Annotated in this window: 13 protein-coding genes and 1 pseudogene; 7 read left to right on the top strand and 7 right to left on the bottom strand. The window is 72.7% G+C overall.

Going from position 1 to position 16777, the window contains the following annotated elements; translation table 11 throughout:
- Nucleotides 1–163 precede the first annotated feature (163 nt).
- Nucleotides 164–1096 carry a formyltetrahydrofolate deformylase gene (gene purU / locus ACIQ7D_RS30465; protein ID WP_403943072.1) on the bottom strand — a complete coding sequence of 311 codons (933 nt, stop codon included), beginning with the start codon at nt 1094–1096 and terminating at the stop codon, nt 164–166.
- Nucleotides 1097–1150: 54 nt separating this feature from the next.
- Nucleotides 1151–1597: a hypothetical protein gene (locus ACIQ7D_RS30460; protein ID WP_403943213.1), complete on the bottom strand. Its 447-nt coding sequence runs from the start codon at nt 1595–1597 to the stop codon at nt 1151–1153.
- Nucleotides 1598–1770: 173 nt separating this feature from the next.
- Here ACIQ7D_RS30460 and ACIQ7D_RS30455 point away from each other — a divergent pair, with 173 nt between their 5' ends.
- A complete protein-coding gene (locus ACIQ7D_RS30455) occupies nt 1771–3030 on the top strand; it encodes an ABC transporter substrate-binding protein (protein WP_403943070.1) in 1260 nt (419 codons plus the stop codon).
- A 65-nt stretch (nt 3031–3095) separates the two neighbouring features.
- On the opposite strand, the gene ACIQ7D_RS30450 is transcribed toward ACIQ7D_RS30455, so the two are convergent.
- A complete protein-coding gene (locus tag ACIQ7D_RS30450) occupies nt 3096–4943 on the bottom strand; it encodes a hypothetical protein (RefSeq protein WP_403943067.1) in 1848 nt (615 codons plus the stop codon).
- A gap of 423 nt (nt 4944–5366) precedes the next feature.
- On the bottom strand, nt 5367–6749 hold the full coding sequence (locus tag ACIQ7D_RS30445; protein ID WP_403943065.1) for a transcriptional regulator: 1383 nt from the start codon (nt 6747–6749) through the stop codon (nt 5367–5369).
- 328 nt (nt 6750–7077) lie between these two features.
- Here ACIQ7D_RS30445 and ACIQ7D_RS30440 point away from each other — a divergent pair, with 328 nt between their 5' ends.
- The 3 genes from ACIQ7D_RS30440 (at nt 7078) to ACIQ7D_RS30430 (ending at nt 10371) form a co-directional block, all read left to right on the top strand.
- A complete protein-coding gene (locus tag ACIQ7D_RS30440) occupies nt 7078–7770 on the top strand; it encodes a bifunctional DNA primase/polymerase (protein ID WP_403943063.1) in 693 nt (230 codons plus the stop codon).
- Nucleotides 7771–7885: 115 nt separating this feature from the next.
- Nucleotides 7886–8692: an ABC transporter ATP-binding protein gene (locus ACIQ7D_RS30435; protein WP_403943060.1), complete on the top strand. Its 807-nt coding sequence runs from the start codon at nt 7886–7888 to the stop codon at nt 8690–8692.
- Nucleotides 8689–10371, top strand: a complete 1683-nt coding sequence (locus ACIQ7D_RS30430; protein ID WP_403943059.1) for a transporter — start codon at nt 8689–8691, stop codon at nt 10369–10371. The genes ACIQ7D_RS30435 and ACIQ7D_RS30430 overlap by 4 nt, the downstream gene beginning before the upstream one ends.
- Before the next feature lie 20 nt (nt 10372–10391).
- On the opposite strand, the pseudogene ACIQ7D_RS30425 reads toward ACIQ7D_RS30430, so the two are convergent.
- From ACIQ7D_RS30425 to ACIQ7D_RS30415, 3 genes and pseudogenes are all read right to left on the bottom strand, one after another.
- Nucleotides 10392–10606, bottom strand: a pseudogene (locus ACIQ7D_RS30425) (DUF397 domain-containing protein).
- Nucleotides 10607–10789: 183 nt separating this feature from the next.
- Nucleotides 10790–11662 carry an alpha/beta fold hydrolase gene (locus ACIQ7D_RS30420; protein ID WP_403943211.1) on the bottom strand — a complete coding sequence of 291 codons (873 nt, stop codon included), beginning with the start codon at nt 11660–11662 and terminating at the stop codon, nt 10790–10792.
- A 509-nt stretch (nt 11663–12171) separates the two neighbouring features.
- Nucleotides 12172–12864: a metal-dependent transcriptional regulator gene (locus ACIQ7D_RS30415; protein ID WP_401884609.1), complete on the bottom strand. Its 693-nt coding sequence runs from the start codon at nt 12862–12864 to the stop codon at nt 12172–12174.
- Nucleotides 12865–13167: 303 nt separating this feature from the next.
- Between ACIQ7D_RS30415 and ACIQ7D_RS30410 the strand changes: the two genes are divergently transcribed.
- The 3 genes from ACIQ7D_RS30410 (at nt 13168) to ACIQ7D_RS30400 (ending at nt 16680) form a co-directional block, all read left to right on the top strand.
- Nucleotides 13168–13932, top strand: a complete 765-nt coding sequence (locus tag ACIQ7D_RS30410; RefSeq protein WP_403943057.1) for an SIS domain-containing protein — start codon at nt 13168–13170, stop codon at nt 13930–13932.
- 559 nt (nt 13933–14491) lie between these two features.
- Complete coding sequence (locus tag ACIQ7D_RS30405) at nt 14492–15076, top strand: carbonic anhydrase (RefSeq protein WP_403943054.1); 585 nt, start codon at nt 14492–14494, stop codon at nt 15074–15076.
- A gap of 107 nt (nt 15077–15183) precedes the next feature.
- Complete coding sequence (locus ACIQ7D_RS30400) at nt 15184–16680, top strand: SulP family inorganic anion transporter (protein WP_403943052.1); 1497 nt, start codon at nt 15184–15186, stop codon at nt 16678–16680.
- The last annotated feature ends 97 nt before the right edge of the window (nt 16681–16777 follow it).

Here is a 16777-nt window from a genome sequence, read left to right as displayed (position 1 = left end):
CAGCGACCGCGAGGCGATCAGGGACGTGCTGTTCGCGGCGGCGGCGATGAGCAGGCTCTGAGCCGGCCCCTCCGAAGAGCCGGCCCTCCGAAGAGCCGGCCCCTCCGGCCCTCGGGGCCCTCGCGGCTCAGGCGCCTCGGGCTCCTCAGGCGCCTCGGGCTCCTCAGGCGAAGACGACCGTACGGTGGCCGTTGAGCAGGATCCGGTGCTCCGCGTGCCACTTGACCGCGCGCGCCAGCGCCTGGCACTCCACGTCCCGGCCGATCGCCACGAGCTGTTCCGGCGTGACCTGATGGCCGACGCGCTCGACCTCCTGCTCGATGATCGGGCCCTCGTCGAGGTCGGCCGTCACATAGTGCGCCGTCGCGCCGATCAGCTTCACGCCCCGCGCGTGCGCCTGGTGGTACGGCTTCGCGCCCTTGAAGCTCGGCAGGAAGGAGTGGTGGATGTTGATGATCCGGCCGTTGAGCTGCTTGCACAGGTCGTCGGAGATGACCTGCATGTACCGGGCGAGGACGACCAGCTCGACCCGCTCGGCGCGCACCAGTTCCAGCAGCTCCGCCTCCGCCGCCGCCTTCGTGTCCTTCGTCACCGGGATGTGGTGGAAGGGGATGTCGTACGAGGCGGCCAGCTCGGCGAAGTCCGTGTGGTTCGAGACGACGGCCACGATCTCCACCGGCAGCGCGCCGATGCCCGCCCGGAAGAGGAGGTCGTTGAGGCAGTGGCCGAACCTGCTGACCATCAGGACGATCCGCATCCGATCCTCGGGACGGTGGATCGCCCAGTCCATCCGGAAGGAGTCCCCGATGGCGGCGAAGCTCGCCCGCAGCTTCTCCACGGTCACCGGCTCCTCCGCCGAGAAGTGCACCCGCATGAAGAAGAGCCCGGTGTCGTGGTCCCCGAACTGCTGGCTGTCCTCGATGTTGCAGCCGGTCATGAAGAGATAGCTCGACACGGCGTGCACGATGCCCTGCTTGTCCGGGCAGGACAGCGTCAGCACGTACTGATCGGTGCCGTCCCGGCGGTCGGTGCCGTCCCGGCGGTCGGTGCGGCCGGACGGGGCAGGCGGGGCGGGGGGCTGCGCGGCGGTGCTCATGACCACAAAGGATCCCACACCGCCGTACCCGGCCAGAGGTCGCCCGACAGGCTCTCAGCCGGAGCGCGTCATGATGCGCAGCACGTCCAGGGTCTGCGGCGGCGTGTCCGGGTCGTCCCCGTCGCCCGCCGCCAGCCGTACGTGCGCCTCGCGGGCCGCGCGGACCGCCTCCGGCCAGCCGTGGTGTTCCAGATAGGCGGAGACGGGCGCGTCCGCGCCGACCTGGTGCATGATGCGCAGCACCCGCAGCACGGCGAGATCGACGAGGGCGGCCTCGCCGGAGTCGCGGAAAATCGTTCCGACGTACTTCTCCGCCGACCAGTTGTCGAGCCAGGTGTCCTCGACCAGCCGGTACACGGCGTCGGTGACGTCCCCGTACCCCTCGCGGCCGGCCAGCCAGCACTCCTGGTGGAAGACGGGATCGGAAAGCATGTGCAGCGCCGAGCGCACATTGCTGCGCCAGCGCCACCACGGCATGTCGTTGAGCGGCATGCCGCCCATGGTGGGGGAGCGACGGCCGCGACGGGAAGAGTTCTCGGAAGCTGGCTGCACAGCCCCGACTTTACGGTCCGCCGGGCGATGTCACCCAGGGCCCCCGCTGTTCACCTCCACGTCACTCACCGTTGACCCGTGCTCACTGCACAGTTCCCCGCGGGACGGGAGCGTGAGGAGCTATGACCGGTCGGCGACGTTTCTCCCCCCTCCGCCCCTTCCAGAGCGGTGCGCTGCTCGCCCTCGCCACGCTCCTGTCCGGCTGCGGCCTCCTGCCCGGGGACTCCGGTGGCTCCCGGACCCCCGTCACCGTCATGACCTGGGCGCCGATCGGCACCAACGCGACCAATCTGCCCGGTATGCCGGCCATGGCGCAGGCGTACGCCCGCTGGGTCAACGCCGCCGGCGGCATCGACGGCCACGAGCTGCGCGTCCTGACCTGCAACGAGCGCAACGACTCGGCGGGGGCCGCCGAGTGCGCCCGCCGGGCGGTGAAGGAGAAGGCCGTCGCCGTCGTCGGCTCGTACAGCCAGTTCGGCCGTCAGTTCATGGCGCCGCTGGAGGCCGCGGGCATCCCGTACATCGGCGGGTACGGCATCAGCGAGGAGGAGTTCACCAGCTTCCTCTCCTACCCCGTCAACGGCGGGCAGGCCACGCTCCTCGCGGGCAGCGGCCGGCAGGTCGCGCGCAACTGCGCCCGTACGGCGCTGGTACGGCCCGACACGATCGGCGGCGACAACCTGCCCGACCTGATCGACGCCGGGCTCTCGCAGGGCGGTCGCGGGCCGGTCGCCGACATCCGCGCGGCGGAGGACGCCACCGACTACACCCGGCAGGCGAGGACGGCGCGCGAGCGGGCCCGGGACGGCGGCTGTGTGACGGCGGTGCTCGGGGACCGCACCGAGACCTTCCTCGACTCCTACCGCAGGCTCCCCGACGACGGCCGGTCCATCCGGGTCTCCTCCGTGCTGGGCAGCGCCGACCAGTCGCTCGTCGACCGTACGGGCGGCAAGGACGGGATCTTCGAGAACGCGTATCTCACCGGCTGGTACCCGGTGGCCAGTGACCGGGCGTGGGGGCCGATGCGCGGCGTGATCGACAAGTACGCCTTCGGGAACAACGACATCGACCCGGCCGACCCGGGTCCGCAGACCACCTGGATCGCGTACACGGTGCTGAAGAAGGTCGTCGAGTCGATCGGCACGGACGAGATCACCCCCGAGAAGATCACGGACACCCTGGACCGGGGGGTGAAGGTGGACACCGGCGGCCTCACGCCGACGCTGCGCTGGCGGTACGAGGACATGCTCGGGACGCCGAACTTCCCGCGGATCGTCAACGGGGACGTGACGTTCCAAGTGGTCAAGCAGGGGCGGCTGGTGAGCCAGCGCAAGGGGTTCGTGGACGTGGGCGGGACGCTGCTGGAGGGCTCTGCCCGCTAGCGCGCGTTCCCCCGCCCGCACGCCGGGCGGGGGTTCGCTCGTCCCCGCCCGGCGCGCGGGTGGCGTCAGAGCTGGGTCGGGGCCCGCTCCGTCAGGCCGTACCGCGTGGCGATGCCGTTCCACAGGCCCGACGCCTTCTTCTTCGCGGCCGTCGCCTCGCCGCTCGCCCGGTCGCCCTTGGAGCGCTCCGAGGTGACCCGCGCCTGGCCGTCCTTGCACCCCTTCTTCTTCCCGACCTGCTCGGCCCACGCCGCATAGTGGTCGTCGGCGGAGGCGGACGCCTCCCACGCGTCGGTGAGGGCGGACGTCAGCTCGGTGTGGCTGGGCAGCTTGTCCACCGTCAGCGCGTCCAGCCGGGTCACCAGACCACGGCGCTGCTCGGCGGCGGCGTGCAGATCGGTGGCCGCCTGGCCGAGGTTGTCGCAGGTCCTGATGGAGTTGACGGCGTTGATCACCGACTCGCGGCTGCTGCTGCTGTCGGCGAGGAGCTTGTCGAGCGCCACGGCCTGCGTCTTCACCGGATCCGGGGCGGCCTGGGCGGTCGACCCGGTGGCCGGGGGCGAAGTCGCCGCCGCCACCGTTTTGCTGCCGTCCTTGGCGGCGTCGTCGTCACCGCCGCTCATCAGCGCGCCCGCGCCCAGACCGAGGGCGACGATGCCGACCGTGACGGTGGCGATCAGCGGGACCCGTGAGGAGGTACGGCGGCCGGCGGAGCGGCCGCGCGGCTCGTGCGGCGCGGGGCCGCCCTGCGTGGCCTGGTCGCCGTACGACGGGGAGTCCCCGTACGAGGGGGCCGGGGGCTGGGGCCGCGGCTGGTGTCCGGCGCCGCCGCCCCGGGCCCGCCGGCCGCCGACGGGCGGCGCCGGGGTCTCGATCCGGGGCATCTTCTGGGTGGAGCCGGAGGCCGGGCCGTCCGTGCGGAAGAGGTTGTCGAACTCGGCGGGCGGCGGGCGGTCGCCGGGCGCGCCGGGCCGTACCCCGTACGGGGACGGGGAGGGCGCCCCGGCGGGCGCGGGCCCCGCCGGGACGGGGGCGATGAACTGCGTGGCCTCCGCGTCGGAACCCGGCGCCGCCGCGACGGGCGGCAGGAACTGGGTCGCGTCGGAGCCGTTGTCCCGGCTCTCCGGCGGCAGTACGCCCGGCCCCCGCGAGCCCGGCGAGGCGGGCGGGACGGGCGCGATGAACTGGGTGGCGTCCGAGTCGCCCGCCCCGGCGGGCGCGGCGGGGATCGGCGGCAGGTACTGCGTGGCGTCCGCGCTGCCGGGCGCGGGCGCCTCGGCGGGCAGCGGCATCGGCTGCCCGTAGCCGCCCTGCTGCGGGGGCTGGGCCATGCCCGGGGGCTGGGGCTCCCCGTACCCCTGGGGCTGGGGGGAGCCGGGGTACGGCTGGGGCTCGGAGTACTGGGGGGTCTCCCCGTACGGCTGGGGCAGCGGTTGCGCCTGGGGCTGCGGCGTGGGCTGTCCGTACGGCTGCTGCTGCGGCGGCGCCGTGTCGTACGGGGCGCCCCCCGGTCTCCCGTACGACGGCGTGGGCTCCGGCGCGCCGTACGCGCCGTACGGTTCCTGGCCGCCCTGCGGGTAGGACTGCTGGTAGGGCTGGTCGTACGACGGTGATCCCGCGGGCGCCCCGTACCCCTGCGGGGCGCCCTGGGCTCCGTGGGGCGCATGCGGGGCGTGCGGATCGTGCCCGTACGCCTGCTGCGGCTGCTGCGGCTGTCCCCACGGCTGGACGTCCGGCTGCCGGCCGCCCGTCGGCGGCAGCGCGGCCGGCACCGGCGTCGGCGCGGGCGGGTTCTGGTCCGCGGCCGAGCCGGGGATCCAGGGCCCGCTGCCGTCGCTGGGCAGCACGACGCCTTCGTGCGCGGGCCGAGCGGCGGGATACTGCGGCTCATCCCCTTGTCCGCTGTACGTCACCGGGACTCCTACGTGTGGAACGTCTGGACCTACCGAATCGTCGGTTCACGCTACCGGGTGAATCGCGCCTTCGAACACGCGCGTCGGGAGGGTGTCGGACCGATAACGCCCCGGCCTGCGAAGACGCAGGTGGCAGGTGTGAAGTCGCACGTCTTTCGCCGGAATTGACGGAGGGCACGGTGTCCACACCGCACCCTCACGACGCCCCCACGAAAACCCGCGCCCGGGGGGCGAAGGGGCACGCGGGAACCGGGCAGCCGCTCAAGGATCCCGGCCGCCGCCCACGGGTCCTGGTCCGCCCGCCCGGCCGCGTGACCGGCCCCCTACGACGCCCCCGGGACGGCCCTCAAGCAGCCCGCGAGCGGCCCCCGAACGGTCCTCGGGCGGCCGTGGGACGGTCCTCGCGCGGCCCTCGGACGGCGCTCACGCGGCCTGGATCTCCAGCCGCGCCCCGAACTCCCGTACCGCGGGCTCGTCCCCGTACGGCTCCAGCCGCTGCTGGAGGTCCTCCAGATACTCCGCCCCCCGGCTGGAGCGCAGCGTTCCCAGCAACTCCACGGCGCGCGTGCCCGTCTGGCACGCCTGCTCCACCTCGCGCTGCTGGACCTGTGCCGTCGCCAGCAGGACGAGGCCGATCGCCCGGCGCCGCGCCCGGGACTCCGGGTGGCCCTCCAGCGCCGCCGAGGCATGGCGGGCCGCCGCCTCGGAGCGGCCCAGATCCCGGTAGCAGTGCGCCAGTTCGTCGGAGAGATAGGCGTGGTCGAAGTGCTCGATCCAGTCCGGGTCCTGCCCCGCGGCGTCGTCCACGTGCTCCAGCGCCGTGACGGCCCGGCCCGCCGCCGCCTCGCAGGTACGGGCGTCGCCCATCAGCGCGTGGCCGCGCGCCTCCGCCGCGTGGAACATGGCCTGGGCGCGCGGCGGCACCTGACCGCGCGTCCCCTCCTGCGCCGCGCGCGCCAACTGGGCGATCTCGCGCGGGTTTCCGAGCTGGGCGGCGAGATGGCTCATGGACGCGGCCAGGACGTACCCGCCGTACCCCCGGTCCCCCGCCGCCTGGGCGAGGCGCAGCGCCTGGATGTAGTAGCGCTGAGCGAGCCCCGGCTGTCCCGTGTCGACCGCCATGTACCCGGCCAGTTCGGTCAGCCGGGACACGGCGGAGAAGAGCCGGCGGCCGACCGTCTCGCGGTACGAACCGGCCAGCAGCCCGGCCACCACGCTGTTCAGGTAGTGCACCACCACCGGCCTGACATGACCGCTGCCGAAGCGGTGGTCCAGCGCGATGAGGGCGCGCGTCATCGCCCGTACCGCCTCGACGTCCGAATCACCCACCCGGGCCCCGGTGTTGCGCGCGACGGCCGAGTCGGCGCCCGTGATCAGCCAGTCCCGGCTGGGCTCGACGAGCGCCGAGGAGGCCACGGCCGAGCCGGAGAGGAAGTCGCGGCGCCCCACGTCGCTGCGCCACAACTCGCAGACCTGCTCGATCGCCCCCATGACCGTCGGCGAGAACTGGAGGCCGACCCCCGAGGCGAGGTTCTTCCCGTTGGCCATACCGATCTCGTCGATCGTGACCGAACGGCCCAGCTTGCGGCCGAGTGCCTCGGCGATGATGCCCGGCGCCCGGCCGCGCGGCTGCTGGCCGCGTAACCAGCGGGCCACCGATGTCTTGTCGTAGCGCAGGTCGAGCCCGCGCTCCGCTCCCACCATGTTGACGCGCCGCGCGAGCCCGGCGTTGGAGCACCCGGCTTCCTGGATGAGCGCCTGGAGCCGTTCGTTCGGCTGGCGCGCGACGAGTGGCCTGGCTGCCAATGGATACCCCCTGTGGCCGCAGTGATCAACTCTGTGAACACTGCCCGGCAAATGTGCGGAGAATGCGCATGTTCGGCAATAACGCAAATAATCTAGGTCTTTCCGGAAACTTCCACGACCACGACCGGGCCACGGCCGACCATCGGTCGTGCGCGGCCCTGCGCTGCCCATATGGTGTCCGACCCCCAGGGGTGGTTACCCACGTACCGCTCCACCCCTTCCCGCGCGCCCCCATACATGCATCGATGCGCCCCATTTGCGTGATCAAGGGGTGCGGCGCGCCGTCCCGCGCCCGTAACCCGCGCTGGTGGCGGGAGTTGTGTTCTGCGTGGAAGAGACCATCGGAGGCACGGACACCGCCCGGATCCCCGGACAGCGGGGCGACCTGCTGCTCGACAGCGCGGTGCGGTACGCGGAAGAGCGGCACTGGGAGGTGTTCCCCGGCACCCGGCTGGTGCCGGTGACCGGCGGGGAGCGGTGCTCCTGCGAGCGGACGGAGTGCCCCTCCCCCGGGGCGCACGCCACGGGCCCCGACTGGGCGGCCCTGGCGACGGGCAGCCCCGCCGCGGTGCGCCGGCTGTGGTCGAAGCAGCCGGGGGCGTCGGTCCTGCTGCCGACGGGACGCGCCTTCGACGTACTGGACGTACCGGAGTCGGCGGGCTTCCTGGCGCTGGCCAGGATGGAGCGGATGTCGCTGACGCTGGGCCCGGTGGCCTGCACCCCGGACCGGCGGATGGTCTTCTTCGTGCTGACGGGCGGGGCGGCGAAGGCGGACGCCCTGGTACGGAAGCTGGGCTGGGACCCGGAGGCGGTCGACCTGGTGGCGCGCGGCGAGGGGCACTACGTGGCGGCGCCGCCGACCCGGGTGGGCGGCAGGGGCGCGGTGCAGTGGGTGTGCGGGCCGACCCCGGCCAACCGCTGGCTGCCGGACGTGGCGGAGCTGATCAGCCCGCTGGCGTACGCGTGCGGGCAGGACGCGGCGGCGGTACGAACGCGGCGCGGGCGGGCCGGGCACGCGTAGTCCGGGCACGGCGGGGCCAGGCGCGCACCGCGTACGTAGGGTGGTTCCCGTACTCCCGGAAACTCCCGGAAAGGGATGTCAGGGAACCAGACAGGACACGGGGAGGTCGTGCGTCATGCCGGACCGGACAACACGAGAGGCGGGGGCGGTCACGGGGGCCGCCGTGCGGGTCGAGGGGCTGTGGAAGCGCTTCGGTGAGCAGATCGCCGTCGCCGGTATCGATCTGGAGCTGCCCGCGGGCCAGTTCATCGGGCTGGTCGGGCCGAACGGCGCGGGCAAGACCACCACCCTCTCCATGATCACCGGCCTGCTCCGTCCCGACCAGGGCCGGGTCGTGGTCGCCGGGCACGACGTCTGGCGGGACCCGGCGGAGGTCAAGGCGCGGATCGGGGTGCTGCCGGAGGGGCTGCGGCTCTTCGAACGGCTCTCGGGGCGCGAACTCCTCGGCTACACCGGGCGGTTGCGGGGGCTACCCGGGCCCGAGGTGGACAAGCGGGCGACGCAGCTCCTCGACGTGCTCGACCTGGCGGGCGCGCAGCACAAGCTCGTCGTCGACTACTCGACCGGGATGCGGAAGAAGATCGGGCTCGCGGCGGCGCTGCTGCACAACCCCCAGGTCCTCTTCCTGGACGAGCCGTTCGAGGGGGTCGACCCGGTCTCCGCGCAGACGATCCGGGGCGTGCTGGAGCGCTACACCGCCTCGGGGGCCACCGTCGTCTTCTCCAGCCATGTCATGGAGCTGGTCGAGTCGCTGTGCGACTGGGTCGCGGTGATGGCGGCGGGCCGGATCCGCGCGCAGGGCACCCTCGCGGAGGTACGGGGCGACGCGGCGTCCCTCCAGAACGCCTTCCTCGAACTCGTCGGCGCGCAGGGGCGGGGCGGCGGCGGGAACCATCTCGACTGGCTGGGCGGTGCGCGATGAGCGGCACGGTGGCCGGGACCACGACGGACGGCGGGGCGGCCGGAACCCCGGCGGCCGGCGCCCCGGCCGCGCCCTCGCTCACCGCCGTCTTCGTCCGGCTCAAGCTGTCCCTGCTGCGCAACGGGCTGCGCCGGTCGTCGGGCCGTACCGCCGCGTACATCTCGACCGTGGTCCTCGTGCTGCTGGTCACGGCGGCGCAGGTGCTCGGTCTGGTGCTGCTGCGCTCCACCGCCCATGTGGGGACGGTCGTGGTGCTGCTGACCGCCGTACTGGCGCTGGGCTGGGCGGTGATGCCGCTGTTCTTCCCGAGCGGTGACGAGACGCTGGACCCGACGCGGCTGGTGATGCTGCCGTTGCGGCCGCGGCCGCTGGTGCGGGCGCTGCTGGTGACGTCGCTGGTGGGGATCGGGCCGCTGTTCACGCTCTCCGTGCTGACCGGCTCGGCGATCGCGACGGCGCACGGCGCGGGCGCGGTGGCCGTCGCGGTCCTCGCCGTACCGCTGGCGCTGCTGGTGTGCGTGGCGCTCGCGCGCGCGGTCGCGGCGGCCAACATCCGGCTGCTGACCTCGCGCAAGGGCCGCGACCTGGCCGTGCTGAGCGGGCTGGTGATCGCCGTCGGCGTCCAGGTCGTCAACTTCGCCGCGCAGCGGCTGGGCGACGCGGGCGGCCTCGCGGCGCTCGACCCGGTGACGGGGGTCGCACGGTGGCTGCCGCCCGCGGCGGCGCTCGGCGCGGTCGGCTCGGTGAGCGAGGGCGCGTACGGGCGTGCCGTGGTGCAACTGCTGCTGACGGCGGGCGCGCTGGCGGGTCTGCTCTACGCGTGGCAGGGCTCGCTGGTGAGGCTGATGACGGCCCCGGACGGTTCGACGCTGGACGCCGGGCAGCCGGGCCGGGCGCGCACCGGCGCGGCGGCCGGCCGGGGGCCCGGACGGCTGCTGACGGCGGTGTTCCCCGAGGGGCGTACGGCGACGGTGATGAAGCGCGGTCTGCGGTACGTGTGGCGCGACCCGAAGACGAAGGCGGCTTGGGCGACCTCGCTGGCGATCGGCCTGATCGTGCCGCTGTTCAACGCGCTCCAGGGCCAGGGCACGATCTACTTCGCGTGCTTCGCGGCCGGCATGCTCGGCATCCAGATGTACAACCAGTTCGGCCAGGACACCTCGGCGTTCTGGATGGTCGCGCTGACGATCTCCTCGACACGCGACGCCTATCTGGAGCTGCGGGCGCGGGCGCTGGCCCTGCTGGTGGTCACGCTGCCGTACGCGGCGCTGGTCACCGTCGCCACGGCGGCCGTACTGGGCGACTGGGCCGCACTGCCGGAGGCGCTCGGCCTCTCCTTCGCGCTGCTCGGCGCGATGCTGGCGACGGGCGCGCTGGCCTCGGCGCGCTTCCCGTACTCCATCCCCCAGGACAGCGGCTACAAGAACGTCGCCCCGGGCCAGGCGGGGCTCGCCTGGATCTCCATCTTCGGCGGCATGCTCGGCGCGGCACTGCTCTGCGCCCCGGTACTCGCCCTGACGATCTGGCTGCACGTCGCGAACCTCGGAGACCGGACCTGGCTACTGCTCCCGGTGGGCACGGCGTACGGCGCGCTGATCGCCCTCGGCGGCCTGCGGCTGGCGGCCCCGCAGACGGCGAGGCGCCTCCCGGAGATCCTGACGGCGGTCAGCAAGGGGTGAGGGGCGGGCGTGCCGGGCGGTCAGACGGTGCCGAACCGCCCGGCCTTGACGCCGTGACGAACGAGGAGAACGCGTCGGCGGGGAAGTCCAGCACCGGGCTGCTCGGGTCCTTGGAGTCACGGACGGGAACGACGCCGCGAGAGGCGAGGAGGTTCGCGGCGACCTCGACGCGATTACCGCCGTTGTTGCTGTAGGAGGACGTGAACCAGCGGGGGGCCCGGTCGGGTCTCCGCACTGCCCCACGGCAACGTCACTCTCGCGAAGGCCGCCGCCGCGCTGACGCAGGGCCCGGTCATCCCACCGGTCGGCCCGGGAGCCACCGGTGACCACGCGGGCGGCGCAGGGCCGACAGGCCCTCGCCCAAGCGTGCCCTGACCCCCCGTTTCCCCTCACCGCCCAGCCTGTACGGGCTCCCCGGTCACCCGCTCCCCGTCAGCACGCCCTCCAGGAACGGTTCGATCGCCGCCCGCCAGGCCTCCGGCCGGTCGTAGTGGACGAGATGGCCCGCGTCCAGCACCTCCGCGTACCGGCCTCTCGGGAGGACCCGGACCATTTCCTGGGCCTCGGCCCTGCCCAGTTCGCCGTCCAGTCCTCTGACGACCAGCGTGGGGCACTGGACCTGGGCCAGCTCGTCCCAGTGCGCGTCGTGGACCCAGGTGTCGCGGGCCGTCATCATGTGGCGGCGTGAGAAGACGGGGCGCCAGCCGTCCGGGCGTTCGGTCATGACCTCCGCGAAGAACTCGCCGCGGGCCGGCGTGGGGCGCTCCAGCCAGGGGTCCTCCTCGCCGAACCACTTCCGTACGTCCGCGAGCGACGCGAACGGCACCGGCCAGGACCGGAACCAGTCGCCCCACTCCCGCTGCGACGCCGCGCCCAGCGCCGAGGCCCGCATGTCGCATATGACCAGTGCCCGGACGAGGTCGGGGCGTCTGGCGGCCAACTGCCAGGCCGTGAGCGCGCCCATCGAGTGGCCTATGAGGGTGACGGGCGCGAGCCCCAGCCGTTCGATCACCGTCTCCGCGTCGCCCACGTACGCCTCGCGCGTGAAGGGGCCCTCCGGTGGCTTCTCGCTGTGGCCGTGGCCCCGCTGGTCGAAGGCGACCACCCGGTGCCGGGCCGCGAGCCAGCGCGCCGTGGCGTCCCAGTGCGAGGCGCGGCCCATCAGGCCGTGCAGCAGTACAACCCCGGGGCCGTCCGCCGGAGCGTGCGCCCCGGCCCCGGGCGGGTCGGCGAACTCCCAGGCAGCGAGACGTACACCGTCCGCTCCGGTCACATCGATACGCCGCACCATGCGTCCCGGCACCCCCTTCGGTCCCACCGACTCGCTCACGAACACGGGATTCGGATCCCGGACCGACCGGTCCAGCTCCTCACCCCGCCAGGCTATCGAACCTTTATTCGAACACGCGGCTCTCGTGTGCAACACCGCTCTTTCGAGTGACCACGCAGCAGGATTGCCGGACGACCCTCAGGGGAGATCTTCTCCGGGAGGCGGGCCGCTCGGGGATGAGGGTCCGCCGGGGACGACCCTGGGAGCTCGGGGCTCCGGGTCGGCGTGGGGGCGGCCGGGCTCCGGTGCCGCGAGGCGCCGGAGCCCGGTGGGCGCGCACCCTCCGCGAGCGCGCGCGGCCACCGGCCCACGCCGTCGTACGAGCAGATCACGCCACGCATCAGCCGCCCCCTCCCCCGTCGCCGCGGACGTTCCCCCCGTCCGCCGCGTCACCCCCGGGCGCCCTCCGGCGCCCTCACCGGCCGTTTCCCGGCCCGCGGTCCCACCCGCCGCGACCGGGTCCTCCGGTCTCAGCGCTTGGCGACGAAGACGTGCGACGCCACCTCGGACTGCAGCTCCGCCGCCTCGCCACTGCTCCCTACCAGTACCCCACCCGGCGACTCCGTCACACTCACCACAGAGCCCGGCTGCACGCCCGCGCGCCGCAGGGTGTACATGAGCTGGGCGTCCGTCTGGATCGGCTCGCCGATCCGGCGTACGACGACGGTCTTGCCCTCGGCGCCGGGATCCAGCTCCGCCAGGCTCACCATCCCCGCGTCGAGGAACGGGTCGGCCTCGGCCTTCTCCCCCAGCTCCTCCAGCCCGGGGATCGGGTTCCCGTACGGCGACTCCGTCGGGTGGCGCAGCAGTTCGAGCACCCGGCGCTCCACCGCCTCGCTCATCACATGCTCCCAGCGGCACGCCTCCGCGTGCACCTGCTCCCACTCCAGGCCGATCACATCGACCAGGAGGCATTCCGCCAGCCGGTGCTTGCGCATGACGCGCGTCGCCAGCCTGCGCCCCTCTTCCGTCAGCTCCAGATGCCGGTCGCCCGCGACCTGCACCAGGCCGTCGCGCTCCATGCGCGCCACGGTCTGGCTGACCGTCGGGCCGCTCTGATCGAGCCGCTCCGCGATCCGGGCGCGCATCGGGACCACACCTTCCTCTTCCAGCTCAAGGATGGTGCGGAGATACATCTCCGTCGTGTCGATCAGTCCGGACATTCGTGCCCCTCGAATAAATCGTGCGCTGGCCCTGACTCAATTCTGACGCATGCCACCGACAAGCGTGCCTCGCAGGAGAGCACAGTCCTTGCGGCAGTCGCTCGAAGGCCGCGCGAGGGCCGCGGGGAGACCGGCCGGGAGGACCGGGCGGACCCGGGCCCCTCCCAGGCGGACAGCGGTGCGCACTGCGCTATTGACAGAGCAATGGTCCAGACCTCAACGTGATCCGCGGCACAGACATTCCCCTGGACATTCCCCTCCCGGGAACCCGCCCGGACCCTCACTTCTGGAAGGGCCTCCTCGATGAGCGCGACAAGCGAGAGCAAGCCTGCCGATCAGTTCTTCGACGCGGCGATCGGACTGCTCCGGCGGGCGCGCGAGGAACAGGCCGGGCCGATCGCCGTCGCGGGCACCGCGGTCGCCGACACCGTCGCCGCCGGGGGCCGGCTCTTCGCCTTCGGCGCCGGGCACTCCTCGCTCGCCGCGCAGGACGTCGTCTACCGGGCGGGCGGCTTCGCCACCATGAACCTGCTCACCGTCCCCGGGGTCGTCGGCGTCGACGTCATGCCCGCCCCTCTGGGCTCCGCGCTGGAGCGGGTCGAGGGCCTGGCGGGCGCAGTGCTGGACTCCAGCCCCGCCGCCGCCGGGGACCTGCTGGTGATCGTCTCCCTCTCCGGGCGGAACGCGCTGCCCGTCGAGATGGCCATGAACGCGCGGGCCCTGGGGCTGACGGTGATCGGGGTGACCTCCGTGGCGTACGCGACGCAGACCCGCTCGCGGCACCGTACGGGGACGTTCCTCAAGGACCACTGCGACATCGTTCTCGACAGCGGGATCGCGGTGGGCGACGCGGAGCTGACGGCGCCCGGCGTCGAGGCGCCGTTCGCGCCCGCCTCCACGGTCGTCACCAGCGCCCTGATGCAGGCGATGATGGCCGCGGGCGCAGGGGAGCTGGCCGCGCGGGGCATCGAGCCGCCGCTGCTGCGCTCGGGCAACGTCGACGGCGGCACCGAGTGGAACGGCCGCGTGATGACCGAGAACCGGGACCGGATCTTCTACCGCCACTGACGTTCCACCTCCATCCTTCGCCGGTCACTTCGCCGCTCCCCCCACCGCCCTCCGGCCACGACACGTCCCGGAAACATTCACCGGGACGCGCCCGGGCGTCCGTGCATCACCAATGCAACGCCCATTCGCGCACCTGATCGGATACCTACGGGGCCCCGGGCGAATACCGGGGCCTGCGGGAACCGCCCGTGTGAACTTCACTCGCACACACGCTCCAGAACCGCCACTTTGCGTCACGAAAGGAACACTTGGCGGAATTTTGAGCTTTCATCTGGAGGTAATGTTCAGGCAAAGTAGTGGAGGTCGCGGTGCTGCATCATTGAGTTCGGCACCGGGGCGTCCGCGTATCCGTGTATGCGCGCATCTGCGTCACCACGTATCCGTACGAAGGAAAGGGCGAGAGTTGAGATTCCGACCGAGTCACACGCTCCCCCTCAGACGCGGGATCCACGCCGCCTGACCGGCCGGCCCTTATCTCGCTCACATATTTCGTTTCACCCCCCACTGACCCGACCACACCGCGCCCCGGCAAGACCGGGGGTGCAGGAGGCAGGCCATCATGAAGTCACTCATCGACCACGCCCGCACGTTCTCCGTGCAGGTGGCCGAACGCCCCGACGAGTTCCGAGAACTCGCCGCGGGGCAGGCGCCACAGGCCCTCTTCATCACCTGTTCGGACTCCCGAGTCATCCCCTCCCTCATCACCGGCGCCCGTCCGGGCGAGCTGTTCGAACTGCGTACGGCGGGCAACATCGTCCCCTCGTACGACGAACAGCGGCCCGGCGGGGAGACCGCCACCATCGAGTACGCGCTGCGCGTGCTCAACGTCCGCGACATCGTCGTCTGCGGACATTCGCACTGCGGCGCCGTGGGCGCCATGGTGCGGGGCGACGACCTGTCCGCCGTCCCCGCCGTGCGCGGCTGGCTGGACAACTGTGCGACCGGGCAGCCCTCCGCGCGGGAACTGGCCCACGCCGTGCGGCAGCACGCCGCGGCGCAGCTCGACACCCTGCGCGGCTACCCCGCCGTACGGGAGCGGCTCGCCGACGGGCAACTCTCGCTGCACGCCTGGTACTACGAAGTGGACACCGGTGCTGTGAGCAGCCACCGGCCCGAGCTGGACGGGGACTTCAGACCGCTGTGAGCACGGCCTCGGCCACGACCTCAGCCACGGCAACCGGCCGTGGCTGAGGCCGTCGGCCATGGCCCACACCGTGTCGTACGCCCCCGTCTCACAGCTAGGACACCCTCATGCTCACCCTCTTGAAGGACCGCCAGGTTCTCAGGCGCGACATCCTCGCGTCACTCGTCGTCTTCCTCGTCGCCCTGCCCCTCTGTGTGGGCGTCGCCGTCGCCTCCGGGGTGCCCGCCGAACTCGGCCTGGTCACCGGCATCGTCGGCGGTATCGTCGTGGGCTTCCTGCCCGGCAGCTCGCTCCAGGTGAGCGGCCCCGCGGCCGGACTCACCGTCCTCGTGTACGAAGCCGTCCAGGACTTCGGTCTGGGCGCGCTCGGCGCCATCGTCCTCGTCTCCGGGCTGCTCCAGCTCGCGCTCGGAGCCTTCGGCCTCGGCCGCTGGTTCCGGGCCATCTCCGTCGCCGTGGTGCAGGGCATGCTGGCCGGCATCGGCCTGGTGCTGGTCCTGGGCCAGGTGTACGCGATGGCCGACACCGCCCAGCCGTCCGGCGGCATCCCCAAGCTCACCGGCCTGCCCGGGCTGGTCGGCGAGATCTTCTCGAACGGTACGGCGCTCACCGCGTTCCTGATCGGTGCCGGTACGGTCGCCGTCCTCGTCCTGTGGCCCAAGCTCCCCGCGAAGGTCCGCGTGGTGCCGGGACCGCTGGCCGCCGTGGCGCTCGCCACCGGCGTGACGCTGCTGCTCGACCTGTCGATCGCCAAGGTCGAGGTGAAGGGCCTGCTGGAGTCCGTCAGCCCGCCCGGCCTCGGCGACTTCAGCCAGCTCGGGGGCGTCGCCGTACTCGGCACCGTGCTCGCCTTCACCCTGATCGCCTCTGCGGAGAGCCTGTTCAGCGCCGCGGCGATCGACCGTATGCACGACGGACCGCGCACCGACTACAACAAGGAGCTGATGGCCCAGGGCGTCGGCAACACGCTCTGCGGCGCGCTCGGCGCGCTGCCCATGACCGCGGTCATCGTGCGCAGCGCCGCCAACGTCCAGGCGGGGGCGCGCACCTCGCTCTCCCGGATCCTGCACGGCGTGTGGCTGCTGCTCTTCGCGGCGCTGCTGCCCGCGGCGATCGGCGTGATCCCGCTGGCGGCGCTCGCGGGCGTCCTGGTCCACGCGGGGTGCAAGCTCATGCCCGTGAAGGACCTGGCCCCGCTGTGGCGGGAGCACCGCGGCGAGGCCGTGATCCTGGCCGTGACGGCGGTCGCGGTGCTGGTCACCAACCTCTTCGAGGGGGTGCTGCTCGGTCTGCTGCTCGCGGTGGTCAAGACGGCCTGGGAGATCTCGCACCTCAACGTCGACGTACGGGAGCTGACCGGCGGCCGGCTGGTGGTCTCCGTGACGGGGAACGCGACGTTCCTGCGGCTGCCCCGGATCATGGAGCAGCTCGAAGCCCTGCCGAAGGACCAGCCGATCGAGCTGGACCTGTCGGGTCTGCGCCATGTCGACCACGCGTGCCGTATCTCCCTGGAGAACTGGGCACTGCGGCACAACGACGCGGAGACCGAGCCGGTCAGGATGCTGCCCCCGGTGGCGGCGGAGAACAGCGCGGGCACTTCCTGAGGTACGGCGCCGGACGACTCACCCTGTCCGGCGCCGTACGTGTCGTACCCGTACGTGTCGTACCCGTACGTGTCGTACCCGTACGTGTCGTACCCGT

The sequence above is a fragment of the Streptomyces sp. NPDC096310 genome, from assembly GCF_044763125.1.
GTDB lineage: Bacteria > Actinomycetota > Actinomycetes > Streptomycetales > Streptomycetaceae > Streptomyces.
This window is presented reverse-complemented; position numbering and strand designations above follow the sequence as displayed.